Source organism: Cryobacterium sp. TMT4-31 (assembly GCF_004403385.1).
GTDB lineage: Bacteria > Actinomycetota > Actinomycetes > Actinomycetales > Microbacteriaceae > Cryobacterium > Cryobacterium zongtaii.
Genome location: NZ_SOGI01000010.1, coordinates 104,522 through 117,528 on the forward strand (window position 1 = coordinate 104,522; position 13,007 = coordinate 117,528).

At 60.5% G+C, this 13,007-nt stretch carries 11 protein-coding genes; 4 read left to right on the forward strand and 7 right to left on the reverse strand.

The annotated features are described in order from the left end of the window. Window positions 1-1,199 precede the first annotated feature (1,199 nt). The 4 genes from E3T19_RS02455 to E3T19_RS02470 form a co-directional block, all read right to left on the reverse strand. Window positions 1,200-4,100: a DUF3427 domain-containing protein gene (locus E3T19_RS02455; RefSeq protein ID WP_166788768.1), complete on the reverse strand. Its 2,901-nt coding sequence runs from the start codon at window positions 4,098-4,100 to the stop codon at window positions 1,200-1,202. Continuing rightward, entirely contained in the window at window positions 4,097-4,495 is a 399-nt protein-coding gene (locus tag E3T19_RS02460; protein WP_134408018.1) for a (deoxy)nucleoside triphosphate pyrophosphohydrolase, read from the reverse strand. Before E3T19_RS02460 ends, E3T19_RS02455 begins: the two co-directional genes overlap by 4 nt. Window positions 4,496-4,619: 124 nt before the next feature. Beyond that, on the reverse strand, window positions 4,620-6,305 hold the full coding sequence (locus E3T19_RS02465; RefSeq protein WP_370294235.1) for a DNA/RNA helicase domain-containing protein: 1,686 nt from the start codon (window positions 6,303-6,305) through the stop codon (window positions 4,620-4,622). Between the two features lie 76 nt (window positions 6,306-6,381). After that, complete coding sequence (locus E3T19_RS02470) at window positions 6,382-6,702, reverse strand: nucleotide pyrophosphohydrolase (RefSeq protein ID WP_134408020.1); 321 nt, start codon at window positions 6,700-6,702, stop codon at window positions 6,382-6,384. A 160-nt stretch (window positions 6,703-6,862) separates the two neighbouring features. Here E3T19_RS02470 and E3T19_RS02475 point away from each other — a divergent pair, with 160 nt between their 5' ends. Then, a complete protein-coding gene (locus E3T19_RS02475; RefSeq protein WP_134408021.1) occupies window positions 6,863-7,903 on the forward strand; it encodes a hypothetical protein in 1,041 nt (346 codons plus the stop codon). Between the two features lie 211 nt (window positions 7,904-8,114). On the opposite strand, the gene E3T19_RS02480 is transcribed toward E3T19_RS02475, so the two are convergent. After that, a complete protein-coding gene (locus tag E3T19_RS02480; protein WP_166788769.1) occupies window positions 8,115-8,945 on the reverse strand; it encodes an HNH endonuclease in 831 nt (276 codons plus the stop codon). Between the two features lie 596 nt (window positions 8,946-9,541). Continuing rightward, a complete protein-coding gene (locus E3T19_RS02485) occupies window positions 9,542-10,243 on the reverse strand; it encodes a DUF998 domain-containing protein (protein ID WP_134408023.1) in 702 nt (233 codons plus the stop codon). Here E3T19_RS02485 and E3T19_RS02490 point away from each other — a divergent pair. Continuing rightward, on the forward strand, window positions 10,237-10,695 hold the full coding sequence (locus E3T19_RS02490) for a hypothetical protein (RefSeq protein ID WP_134408024.1): 459 nt from the start codon (window positions 10,237-10,239) through the stop codon (window positions 10,693-10,695). The genes E3T19_RS02485 and E3T19_RS02490 overlap by 7 nt on opposite strands. A gap of 49 nt (window positions 10,696-10,744) precedes the next feature. Here E3T19_RS02490 and E3T19_RS02495 read toward each other — a convergent pair whose 3' ends face one another. Further along, a complete protein-coding gene (locus E3T19_RS02495) occupies window positions 10,745-11,680 on the reverse strand; it encodes an AraC family transcriptional regulator (RefSeq protein WP_134408025.1) in 936 nt (311 codons plus the stop codon). 80 nt (window positions 11,681-11,760) lie between these two features. Here E3T19_RS02495 and E3T19_RS02500 point away from each other — a divergent pair, with 80 nt between their 5' ends. Together E3T19_RS02500 and E3T19_RS02505 are read left to right on the forward strand one after the other, a co-directional pair. Beyond that, window positions 11,761-12,567 (forward strand): SDR family oxidoreductase, encoded by an 807-nt coding sequence (locus E3T19_RS02500; RefSeq protein WP_134408026.1) that lies wholly within the window; start codon window positions 11,761-11,763, stop codon window positions 12,565-12,567. Continuing rightward, window positions 12,564-12,995, forward strand: coding sequence for an anthrone oxygenase family protein (locus E3T19_RS02505; protein ID WP_134408027.1), 432 nt, complete (start codon window positions 12,564-12,566; stop codon window positions 12,993-12,995). Before E3T19_RS02500 ends, E3T19_RS02505 begins: the two co-directional genes overlap by 4 nt. Window positions 12,996-13,007 lie beyond the last annotated feature (12 nt).

Sequence of the window (13,007 nt, forward strand, 5' to 3'; positions counted from 1 at the left end):
CCAGATCACGAGGTCTCTCAGCGGCGCACGTGTGCGGTACTAGATGGCAATGCCGTGGCCGCCCCTAGGAAAATGGCTGGCGCAGCTAAACGAAGTGGGCCAAGTATTCTTCGCCATTTCAGAACCTCCAGTGGTTCCTTCGATACCAGCGACCAGCAGTTCAGCAAAATTGGCGGGGGTTGCGATGGCGGTCGTGTTTGCAGGCGCCCAACCGACCGCGGCGACAGATGGCGACAGGCAGAATCGCACAGCCGCCGCATGGTGCCAAAGATCTGGGTAAGTTGCTGCCCCGACTAGACGCAACAACGCGAGGAGCTGATCACTCGGAATGGGCTCTGCCGCTGCGGCTGCGTAGGCAGCGTCGATGTGCGCGAGACCCCTCGATCGCACAACCGCCAGGGAGCTTGGAGCTTTAGCCGTTGACTTCCTCGGGTAGCAAATATCTGCAAGACCACCCCGTGGCAATGCCCCACTGCTCATTGGCGTGAGCGAACCGAGCTTCTCTGCGACGATGCTGCACCACACGTGTGACTCAACCACGTTTGTGAAAGCTACTGGTGAGCCGATGACGGTGATCGCGCCATGCGTAATCCTGTTAACGAAGTCAGCCTGCACACGCCGGACGACGGGGCCGCTAGCCATACTTCCTTGAGCTACTTCAATAAATGCGGCGTGGAGCGCTTCGTCCACCATCAGGGTCTCAAACCAAGTGGCTCCGCTACCCACCGAAGTCCGCATGCTGACGATCTCTCTCGGTAACGGCACGTTTCGAGCGCCGCGCGTCGGCGTAGTGACATCTCGGATTCTTTTGTGGAAGCCGCCTAGGACCTTCTCTAGATTGTCGAGGAGGATTGCATAGTCAGCAGCATTGGTGCATGACGCGGCTCGAACAACTAGATCATTCTGATGTCCAGCGCCGTGACAGTAGCAGTGACAATCTGCCATTGAGGCTGTTTCGCATGCGGAGTTGTGGACGTACTGAACAGTGAAAATGTGTAGAAGACATCTTCCTCGAGAATCGCACTACACCCTGAGTGCTGATGCTTGGACCTTAGCGATAAATCACCTTGTCAGACGCTAAATCGCGCTAGGCACCTCGAACTGGGGTATGAAGCTATCAGAGCAGCCCGCGCGCTGGCCGCGCGTTGCGAATTCGGCTACTGCCGATCGAATATGGAGTGGGTTCTCGCCCCCGACGACTACCGACCCCTCGCTGACAAATACTCGAAGAGGCTTGATTCAATCGGGCTGGCGAGACCTAACGTCATGGACACGACATCAAGTGTTCCACCCCCACTTCCCGACATGCTCGTTTGGTGGGCATCACGTGCCTGAGCTTGCCCGAGGTAGTAAAAGTCGGTGCCTTCTGCATCATCTTTCTTTGCGAACAGGTGAAGCGGAAGTCGATTCTCCACAATGGCCTTTACCTCTCCACTCCCGAGGGTGCGCCGGCTGCGGGTGAACCAAGTTAAGGTTGACGGGTTGAGAAACGCGTCACCATAATTCGTGCTCTCTGACACCTCAGAGCCCTTGTGGTAGGTGACGAAAATGGGGCAGCTGTTCGAAAAGGTGTCGACCTTGTACCCGTAGATCGTGCTCTGCTGGTTCGACTTCCAGTTGAGGAGACGGCAAACATCTTTTCGGGAGTATCGCTGGCCCACTTCGAGCCTTCCCGTCCATCTGTAGCGGTGCCGAGCCAGGTGTAGCCCGGTGTCCAAGATGTCCCGCACATGTTCGCGGAACATCACCTCCTTGTCCCATGCCGCGGAAAAGTCTTCGCCCAGGCGATAGATTCCGTCCCGGAGGGTGACGATCGGGGAGGAACCGTACTTTGTGGCATCCGCCTCCTTGAAGAATGACAAGCTCAGCAGAGCGAGCACTGAATCGAGAGTCGCCGGCTCGCTGGACAGATCGTTTTCCCCCAGCAATGCCTTGAATTCTTCAACCGTCACTCCATTCGGGGTGGACAGAAGCTCAGCGAGGAGCAGGAGCTCATGGGGGCGCTTGCCGTTCAAGAGCTCCCCCGAGAGATAAGTCAGAATAGCGTTCTCGTAAGGGCCGGCCTCGACGTTGACCACCCGAACTTTGCACAGGAAACGCCAGTAGTTCTTCTGCTTCGTCGCTATCACCACAGGGTCAACCAGATCGAAGCGAGCGAAGTCGAGTAGCGCCGGCGGACGCCCCAAACGGTTCTTGAGCTCGAGGAAGGACTTCTTCAGATTGGTCATGCTGTCGAGGGTTGTGGTCGCGAGGGACGCGAAAATCCTCTCCCTCGATATCTCGTCGAAGTTGACGCTCGATAGCCCCGCGATGGCGCCCGCTTCTTGAGAATCGATGATCTTCTTGCGGATCGAGTCCTTGTTCAGGGTGCTGTCGCCGAACAGTGCAATGGGGATCAGGTAGTTGTTGTCGTAATTGCCGATGAAGTCGATGACCACGAGGTGGTCCTTGCCTGCAGCTTTTCGAAGTCCGCGTCCCAGTTGTTGTGTGAACACGATGCTGGAGAGCGTCTGCCGAAGCATGATCACCTGATTGACCGATGGGATGTCGATACCCTCGTTGAAGATGTCTACAGTCGCGATGTAGTCAAGCTCGCCGCGCTCCAACATCTGCACAATCAGCTCGCGTTCTTCGACCGAGTCTGTGCCGCTCAGTGCGCGGACGCGCAGACGGTGTCCATGAACATCACGTTGATTCAGAAGCGTGGCGAGCTCGGCAGCCTCAGCGTTCTTGCTGCAAAATATCAGCCCTCGAACCGGAACACCAGCGTGGCCGTACCGCTCGATTGTCGACACGAGATGATCCACCCGCTCGGAGGCCACAAGCCGACTGAGGTCTGCCACCTCATCGATGACCTCGCCGTCCGCCTGAATAAAGTCGGTCACGCCGTAGTAATGGAACGGCGCCAACATGTCTGCCTCAAGGGCCTTCTGGAGACGAATCTCATACGGCACGTTGTAGTCAAATAGCTCGAACACGTTGAAATCGTCGGTGCGCTCGGGCGTCGCGGTCATTCCGAGGAGGAAGTCCGGCTCGAGGTACTCGATCAGCCGTCGGTAGCTGGCGGCACCGGCACGGTGGACTTCGTCGATCAGGACATAGTCAAAGGCTTTGGGCGAGATCGCTTCGAGCTTCTCTGGCCGTGACAGCGATTGGATCGAAGCAAAGACGTAGCGGCGGTCGAGTTCTTTCTTCGACCCGACAAACTTGCCAAAGTCGCTATCCGGGGCACCCAGGACTCGCTTGAACTCCTCGATTGCACGGTCGAGGATCTGTTCGCGGTGCACAACGAACAACATCCGCTCCGGTGAATAGGCACGCACGTCCAGGGCGGAGAGGATTGTCTTTCCAGTCCCTGTTGCAGAAATAACGACAGCCTTATGCTCGCCCGCATCCCGCAGCGCAGCAATCTCAGCAAGTGCTTCGACCTGCATTGCATTCGGGAAGATAATTCCGCCCGGCGGAAGACCACCAGACGGTTCCGTCCCACTCGGAACGGCCAGAGAAGCCCGAGGTGGTGCCGACCAGGTCAACGCATACACGTCAACCCAGGCCCGGGTGAGAGAAGCTGAAGCGTCAATATGTGCTTGAGCCGCTCGCTTCAGTTGCTGCACGATGTCACCGTCGGGAAGAGCGGAGAAGCGCAGGTTCCACTCGTGATTCTGAAGCAGCGCGCGCTCTGTCAGGTTGGAACTGCCCACTATGGCTGTGGTGCTTGATTTTTGCTCGAAGATGTAGCCTTTGGCGTGGAAGCCTGCAGCCGAATCTGGGTGCACGTAGACGTCGATGCCCTCGAGATTGAGCAGCTCATAGAATGCGGCGGGTGAGTTGAATCCGAGGTAGGTGGACGTGATGATGGTGCCGGTACCCCGAAAATCGAGGAGAGCCTGTTTGAGCATGGCGATCGCGCTCGGCGTGATGAATGCGACGGAGAAGACGAATCGCTCTGAGCGCTTCAGCTCATCGCGAATGGCCCGAAGCATCGTATTACCGTCGGTGTTCGAGACCAGGGTCGGATTGAATACCTGATCGGCCTCGACCTGTGAATCGAGAAATCCAAACGTGTTGTCGCGGGTTAGCTGCCTGCTGGTCGAACTCAAACCCGAAAGTCTTTCATGACCCGTTCCACAGCAGGTACGTCAGCGGGAGCCCATTCAAGCTGGTCCAGCTCGGTCGCCTGTACCCAGCGAATCTCTGAATGCTCGGTGAGGCGAGGTTCAGCCCCAACCAGCGAGCAGTAGTACGTGGTGAGAATTACGATCCCGAAGTCATACTCGTGCTCCGTGGTTTCGACGTGCTCGCCGATCTCTGCCGAGCAAAGCAACTCTTCGTCTAGCTCGCGGAGCAAAGCTTGCTCTGGCGACTCGTTCGGCTCGATCTTTCCCCCGGGGAATTCCCACATGCCAGGCAGCGACATTGTGGAGCTGCGACGTGCCGCAAGAACTGTCTGGCCCCTGGTGAGAACAGCACCGACGACATTGATTCTCTTCTTCACAAGTGCACTCCGTTGCTTGGCCGTCGATGCGTATTGTCAGCTTAGCTAGCGACGTGCTGGAGGATGCTCACCATTGCGCCCGATGGTCCCCTCCCCTATCAGCCGCCCAAATCGGAGCTGTCTCTTAGTTGTGCGGCATGAACTGCTGCAAGTGCACACGAAGAACTGGATCGCACACGTAGATAAAGGTGCCTCGGATACCGCGCGTCAGCAGGACCGCGTAGATATTGGTGATGAAACGCAAGAGGTCTTCGTCGGTATAGACCTTGCCAAGGACTGCGTTATTTTCTTTGCCTTTTTTGTCGAAGTACTGTGATCGATCGACGACAAGGCGCCCCGAGCTGGCGTCGTAGCGCAGGTCGGGGCCGATGATGACCCCGGCGTAGTTGAGGTCGTACCCCTGCACGGTGTGGATAGACCCGACCTCCTCAAGCGAGGTCGAAGAGGCGATCCAGTCAGTCTGCGTGCCGTTCCAGCGAAGCTGAACGCCCGGAAGCTCGATGTCATAGGCGGATTTGTCAGTCTTAGTCGTCCAAGCCCAAGCGAATCCGGCCAGCAGTCTCGATAGGCCGACCTCAGCATCCAGACGACGAATTTCGGCGTGCATGTCAGCGACGCTGTCGAACATGCGAAGGTCATACCCTTCAAAAGTCTCAGGACGCATTGGTACCGAGACTCCCCCGACGTCGGGGCTGAGTATCCGTCGGACGTACCCCACGTAGTCCGCGCCGGCGCGCACCCGCATTTGGGTAGCGAGGGGGTAGTTGCGATTGGCCGCGCGCGCACGTTCCACGAGCTGCGAGAGGACTTCGGGAGGAAGGTCCGCGGGCCGAACGCTCTGTGCGGCGTCGAGCAGGAGAATCTGGTGTGTGCTCTTGGCCCGGATCCAATCGAGCTGGGTCTTCGTTGTGTCATCGGTGCCGAACAGCTTCTCGGTGATCACCTGGAACTTCTTGTTTTGCACGCCTGATGGCTGATTGGCTCGCTGGTTGAGACGATGCGATTCGTCGACAATCAGCAGATCAAAGTGCTCGTCAGACTCCCCCACCTCGAACGCCGTCATCACCATGTCGGGCTTCAATCCAGGCGTCTTTTTGAACACCTTCTTGATCGAGTTCCGCAACGACTGTTGGGGAACCACAAGACCGATTCGGATTCCGGAAAGGCGTTTCTTGTATTCACCGCCGAAGAACTCGGAGAAGAGGGAATCGCTATCAAGATCTTCAGTCGGAACAGAATTCGCAATGTCCACGAGCAGCTTCAGCATGTAAATGGCGACAACGGTCTTACCAGTGCCGGGTTCGCCCTGCACGACTGTAGTGCTCGTGGCTCCAGAACCCAGGTCCTCGAATAGACCCTCGAGGATGCCCTCAACCGCGACTGCCTGGTCCAAGGTCAGTGCTTTGAAGGGCGACAGCTTGAAGAGATCGCTGTTCTCAATCTCCGGAATACTCCGCGTGAAGACCCCATCGCGCCTGAGCTGATCAAACACCTCCAGAAATGAGGCTTGATAGCGGTGTCGATCGAAGTAATCCGATTCAGTGATTCCATCGTTGCGATTCAGGACCCGGTACGAACCATCGCCGGCGAGCATCCTAATGAGGTACGACTCGAGGTCGAGGCAGACAGACTTGTTGAAGGACTCGTCGACGATGACCCTGACGGTACTGAGGTGTCGTTTGTCCGGGGCAACCAGATGCTGGCGCATCCGCGCCACGGCATTTCGGGACTCACCCACGTACACGTCGTTGAGTCGGCCGCCTCGCATGGTCGGGCGACTGGCAGTGATGTCGTCCAGGACGTACACCACAGGCCAGTTTGTGTTGCGGTGGTCGCCGGGGGCCCAAGTTGAGATTGAATCGCTAGTGAACTTCAGATGCTCGATCTTAAAGGGCGTCATATTTGGTACTGCGCCCCCGAGCCTTATCGGCAGGGTATTTCGCTCTCGTGGTCACGAGCTTGTCGCGAACGATCTGATCAGGATCCGCTCCGATGCGATCGGCGAGCATGATGCAGTAGGTGAGGACATCGGCAAGTTCTTCGCGCACCCGATCCATGTCGGCGTCGGCATTCCATTGAAAGCACTCGAGAAGCTCGCTGGCCTCAATGGAAATGCTCTTGGCGAGGTTCTCTGGAGTGTGGAACTGCGCCCAATCGCGCTCCGCTACGAAAGCTGCGATCTCCTGCCGGATTGACTGATCGACCATTCCGCCAACCTAGCAGTTGGTGCGTCAATGGATTCCGTCGACCCCTGTAAAAGACCACCGACCTCCGCTGCGTGCCTGGCACAGAACGAGGAAGCGACGAGATCTGATGACTAACAAAACGATGCACCCGCTTATTGCTCGAGTCCGCCAGACTGAGCCCATGCCTCTGTACCGCTACTCAACTTCCAAGATCGAACCTCTAGTGCGCACGACTCTGGCGGCTGAGCACATACGAGAGCGCGACGACCTGCAGCGCCTTCTGATTGAGCGGATGAGCATCATCAGCGATGACCTTCTCGTCATCGCCGAGGAGTACAACTTGTTCAAGGACTCCCGCCGGCGGATTGACATTCTCGCTATCGATCGCACTGGCACCTTGGTCGTCATGGAGTTGAAGCGAACGGAAGATGGTGGGCATATGGAGCTCCAGGCGCTGCGCTATGCAGCCATGGTCTCCACTGTCACCCTGGACCACCTGGTACAAACACTTGCTGATTCTCGCAACATCCCGGTAGCTGAGGCCAGGGATACCATCCTCAACTGGCTAGATGAACCCATCGAAGAGCTGCCTAATCACGTTCGAATTGTCCTTGTTGCTGCGGACTTCAGCACCGAGATTACTAGCACCGTCCTATGGCTAAACGAAAACTACAGCACAGACATCTCCTGCTTCCGCCTCGTCGCTTACCGACTGGATAAAGACGTGCTGCTCGATGTGCAGCAGATCATCCCCCTCCCCGAAGCAAAAGACTTCCAGATTCAGCAACGTCAGAAGGGGGCCGCGGTCACTGCCGGAATCTCTGCAGGGCGAGATTTCACGCGATACAACCTCCAGCTGGCAGGCACGAGCTTCCCCAACCTGAGCAAGCAAGCCGCAGTCAAGCTCGCCCTGCAAAAGCTTCATGGCGCCGGCGTACACCTTCAAGAGCTTCAGTCGGTCACGCAGCCTGGGCGGTGGCTTGCTGTCCAGCCGGCCCCTGATGAATCAGTCGAAGCTGCATTCATTCGCGAACACCCAGCCCGCACACCCGCTCATCTCTGGTTCGACCTCGACATCATCGAAGATGGAATCACCTGGGTCACCCCCCGATTCGGCGGCACCAGTACCGAAGCGATGCTGGACGGCCTCGCGAAGGTGGCTGGAGCGCATGCATCACTCACTTGGAGCCGGTTCGAGTCCGACGTGACGGTTCCGAACTGAGAGAACCGCTCTGACACGCGTCCCCTCATGTGGGCGGCAGGTGGGAGCCGCGTCTATTACCCTCCGTGTGAGAGGCGCGTCAGCCAACCGGCCCTGAGCCCGGGCCACTGCCTGTTCGATTGCCGCGGGTGCCCTCCCGCGAGACTTGACCCGTCGCCCACGCAGGACCATGAATAATTGGACTACCGCGGCCCAAAGAAGCACCCGACGTTCAGCCGATAAACCTGTTGCTCTTCCCGAGGTTGCACGACTCACAGAGCGTCTGCAGATTCTCCGGCACGGTCAGGCCATCGCGGCTTACCGGCGTGATGTGGTCGATGTGCAATACTGCCCCGTCTGCTGCCGAGGCGCCGCACATCCGGCATCGGTAGTCATCTCTTCGCAAGATCGTCACACGGAGACCTGAGGTCATCAGGCTTCGCTCCCGCTGCCGCAGGGCGGCTGTCGTGGACTGTCGTGCACGAGACGCCTGCGCGGCGTCAAGGCCCTGCTGGAGCTGTTCGAAGTTCCAGTTGACGTGCCGTGAATACGAGTTCTGGCCCTTTGGGCTCGTGTACTTCACCGTTGTGGTTACCTTTGCTGTCGGTGTTGGATACGCCAGCTTGCGGCGATTGAAGTCCTTCTTTTCGATTGCAGCGAATCTCGCGTCGCTGAGGCGGCGATGGCTGCTTCTGCCGAGCGAGCCAAATTCGATGGCTTCGACGTCGTGGGTGTACCTTCTGAATTGCCTCGTCGGCACCAGCCGCGTCTCGATCTCCTGCAGGTACCACAGCTCACTCTCGAGGACATTCACACTCATCCGTGAAGACAGATCGAAGCGATCAAATTTCGCCTTGGTGTTAACGGACACAGAGTACGAGTGGTGAATCGGCGCGGTGCTCGGTATGAGTGATTGAGATCGCAAGTTCAGCTCCTCGAGCCGCTTCAAGGCGTCGCTCGAACCACGCACGAGATGCCGCCGTCTAAGTGTCACCAGCGCCCAGGCCAGGGTAACTGCGAGAACGATAGCGACTGCGACAAAGACGAACGTTAGAGCAGCCATCAGGCTATCCGCAGGAACCGCGGGTTCTAATTCGTACGGGGACAGATGGCCTAGAGTGCGCAAGCGATTCCTTCGCGGTCGAGATGATGGATGGTCACGCGCACGGGCCGCGAGTTCATGGGTCTCTGACAGGTCGGAAGGGCGCAGCAACCACAAGTTAGCAGCGCACGGCTGTCGGAAAACGATCATCCCCCAGTAGCTGGTGCCCCAGTTCGGGGCCTCGCGCTACGACTGTGTGTGCCTCCAAAGACCGAGGCCGGCCATGAAGGAGGGGCTCTGGCATATTCTCCACTTGCCGAGCCTGTGCGCCAGGGCCAGCTGCGAGGTGGGCTGCTCGGTGGTGATCGCACGAGCACCTGGTAGCTGCGGGGGCCGCCGGGCACATCGGCGACGGCGACGCTGCCGGCCCGGGAGTAGCCCTGGTACATGTCGGTGAGGGACCAGCCCAGCTTTGTTTCGATGCCGTTGGAGGTCCAGTCGATCTCGGGGGCGGCATCCGGGGCCGGGGTGGGGTCTGGTGCGGGCATAGTCGGATCGCATCAGAGTGAGAGCATCTTGCGATCGGATGGTTGTAGTCGAGCGCCGCGAGCTGCCCGTCACCTCGCCCGCAGTGGCCTCCCCAGGCGCGACGCGCCAACGCCGGTCGAGGTGCGGGTAGACGTCTTGAGCAGCACGACCCCGACGGCGGAGCTCCACAGCGTGAGGGTATCGAAGGCGACACGTTCGATGAGTCCCCGGCCCAACGCCTGGACAGGCTCGCCACCGAGGACATCGACGAAGAGAACGAACCCCAGAAGGGACACGATGAGGCTCACGATTGTCAGTGCGGAGATCCAGCGCGCAGCAGAGTTGCCTCGGGAGGCGACAGCGAGCAGGATCATGCCGACCCACTGAGTGACGGCCTGCGCGAGGGCCACCACATCATGCGCTTCAGGATGCGTGTCCCAGGGGAACACACCAACCAGCATCACGAACACACCGCCCGCCGCGAGGAACGCCATGGCCACTCGCCCCGTGCGCAGCCGTGCCCAGGCCGACCAGAGCAGGAGTGAGCCGATCAGGAGCGTCGCTCCCACGACGATGAACGATCCGTTCACCAGCAGATGCGCCGGCGAACAGATGTAACGCTCCACGCGAGTACCGACATCGAAGGTGTCGCAGGTGGTGACGCCGAGATCGCTGATCAGGTTCGACGTCCACGAGTACCGCTGTGGCCACTGCGCGGCCGCGATCAGCTGGGCGGGAACCGTTACAAGGCCGGCGATCCAGAGCAGTGCGCCCCATCGAAGTCGTGTCATCCCACGACCCTACATTCACCCTGTATTGCCCCGAGGAGTACGAGCGGGATGCGCTGTACCTCTTCACCCCGGATGTGATGGCGCGCCTGATCGATCGAGTGCGCGGATTCGATGTGGAGATCATCGACGATTGGCTGTTGTTGGTCAGCAGCCGCGACGTGGTGACCCTCGACCCAGAATCTTGGCAGAAACTTTTCGATGCAGTCGGCGCCCTGAGCGACAAGATCGACCGGTGGGAGCGCTGGCGCGACGACCGGCTGCCGACGGTGCCGCCGGTCACAACGGGCACGGGTGCCGGCACGGCCGCGGTCGGGCTGAAGCCTGCCCCGAGATCCGGTCGGGTGGCTAAACGCGGCCGACGGCGACGGATGCGCCTGGGCGTGGGTGAGTGGATCGGGCTGCTCGTCTTCGCAGTGGTGATGATCGGCGGCGCGATCGCGCTGTCGCTTTAGGGCCCGCTGCTGCACGCCGGTATCGACTGGGGGTGCCGGTGGGCGCCGGCTATGGACTTGAGAGCGCAGGGCGGTGCTGGCGGAACTCCGACGGTGTCGCTCCGACCTGGCGTTTGAAGGCGGTGCTGAAGGCATAGGCGTTGGTGTAGCCGACGCTGCGAGCGACTTCTGAGACTGTGTGTTCGGGGGAATGCAGCAAGTCGCCCGCGAGGGTGAGTCGCCAGCGGGTGAGATAGCTCATAGGCGGTTCGCCAACACCGGTCCTGAACCGTGCGGCAAGCGAGGCCCGTGAGGTGTTGACCCGACGGGCAAGGGTCTCCACTGTCCACGGAGCTGCGGGTTCGGCATGCAAACACTCGAGAGCCTGCGCCACCACAGGGTCAGAGCAGGTAAGCCAGGTTGCCTCTCTCGCGCGGTCGGGATCGTTGACCCAACTCCGGATCGTGCTGATCACCAGCACGTCCAGGAGCCGGTCCACGACGACCTGGGCTGCCGGATCATCGTTCGCGATCTCACGTTCGAGCAGGCCCACGAGCGAGCCGTCGGCGCGGTCGTTCGGCACGAGGGCGAGTCGAGGCAGGGCGCGGGAGACGAGGCCGCCGGCCTCAGTGGTTCGTTCGTAGGTGCCGACCAGAATCGAGGTCTCGCCAGGGAACGCATTGTCCCAGCGCCGGATGCCGTGTCGCAGCTCATCCCGCAGATCGCGGCCATCCAGGGTGGTGCAGACCTGGCCGGGGCCGATCTCGATCGACGGTGGGCTGGCGGAGGCGTCCGTCACGGTGTATGGCTCGGGGCCACGAATCAGAGCGACGTCACCGGCAACGAGCAGCACTCCATCCACGCGGGCCTGCCCTCGGGTCACGGCGAGCACAGTCAGGGCGGCGTTGTCTCGAACGCAGATGCCCCACGGGGCGCTCATATGCATGGAGAGAGCAAAAGCGCCCGTTGCACGAGGGCCATCCAGGAAATGTGTCAACGGATCCATGCCCCCAGACTAGACGCTGACAAAGGGTTTGTGCAGTGTGACCCATTCCGCGTCCAAGCCGATGCCGGTGTACTGAAGTCATGACTAGTCTCATCCTCGGCGGAGCCGGACGATCCGGCACGCGCATCCTCGACCGTTTCACCGCCTCCGGGTTGCCGGCGCGGCCCGCATCACGCCGCACAGGCTTCGACTGGGAAGACCGCGAGACCTGGGCTCCCGCTCTCCGCGGCGCCTCGGCGGCGTACGTCTGCTTCACCCCCGACCTCGCCTTCCCGGGCACGCCCGACAAGATGGCCGCACTGGGCGTACTGGCCGCACAACATGGGCTCGAGCGGCTCGTGCTGCTCTCGGGTCGCGGCGAGGAGGGCGCAAGATTGAGCGAGGCGGCCCTGCGCAGCGGTGGGGTTCCGACCACGGTCTTGCGCTGTTCCTGGTTTCAACAGAATTTCTCCGAACACTTTCTCGCCGGTCCGGTTCGTCGCGGTCGACTGCGCCTTCCGGCACCCGACGTGCCTGAAGCCTTCGTCGATCTCGACGACGTCGCGGATGCCGCTGTTCTGGCCCTCACCCGACCGGACCCGCTCGACGCCACGTATGAGTTGTCCGGGCCAGAGCTGCTGACCTTCGCGCAGGTAGCCGAGGTTCTCACCGACGCCTGTGCGCGGAGGATCGTGTTCGAATCGGTCGACGTTCCGACATTCGTTGACGACCTCGCCGCGGACGGAGTTCCCACCGAGGACGCCACACCCCTCGCGTATCTCTTCACCGACATTCTGGATGGTCGTAACGCCTCGCTCGCGGACGGCGTCCAGTCCCTGCTGGGGCGCCAACCGTCCTCGCTGAAGGCATACGCGGGGCGCACCGCCGCGTCTGGAGTCTGGTCGTGATCCAGGTCATTGCCGTCGTGGGAGCAGGGCTGCTCAGCGGCGTGTACGCCGCGTTCTCGACCATGGTCATGCCCGCACTGAATCGGCTCGGAAATCACGAGGCCACCGCCGCGATGGTACAGATCAACAGGAAGGCCGAACGTGGACCGTTCATCGTGATCTTCGCATCCGCAGCGGTAGCCGCCACCGGTCTGGCAGTGGCGGCGGTGCCCCGTGGAGCCGGTGTTGAACTCGCCATAGCCGGGGCGTCGCTGGCGAGCACCATCGTGACCGTGGCCGTCAACGTGCCCCTCAACCGGCGGCTCGAGCGAGACGGCGCTCGGTTCTGGCCGGAGTACAGCCGCCGATGGACGGCGGCGAACACGGTGCGCGCCGGCTGTGCCGCCATTGCGGTGATCGCCGCCGGCGCGCACTGGGTCGACAGCTGAGCCCGACTCCGT

Bases quoted from the DNA above. Each gene is read 5' to 3' on its own strand.
- E3T19_RS02470 (WP_134408020.1), bottom strand. From the start codon at position 6,702: ATGGTCGATCAGTCAATCCGGCAGGAGATCGCAGCTTTCGTAGCGGAG.
- E3T19_RS02475 (WP_134408021.1), top strand. From the start codon at position 6,863: ATGCCTCTGTACCGCTACTCAACTTCCAAGATCGAACCTCTAGTGCGC.
- E3T19_RS02480 (WP_166788769.1), bottom strand. From the start codon at position 8,945: ATGGCTGCTCTAACGTTCGTCTTTGTCGCAGTCGCTATCGTTCTCGCA.
- E3T19_RS02485 (WP_134408023.1), bottom strand. From the start codon at position 10,243: ATGACACGACTTCGATGGGGCGCACTGCTCTGGATCGCCGGCCTTGTA.
- E3T19_RS02495 (WP_134408025.1), bottom strand. From the start codon at position 11,680: ATGGATCCGTTGACACATTTCCTGGATGGCCCTCGTGCAACGGGCGCT.
- E3T19_RS02500 (WP_134408026.1), top strand. From the start codon at position 11,761: ATGACTAGTCTCATCCTCGGCGGAGCCGGACGATCCGGCACGCGCATC.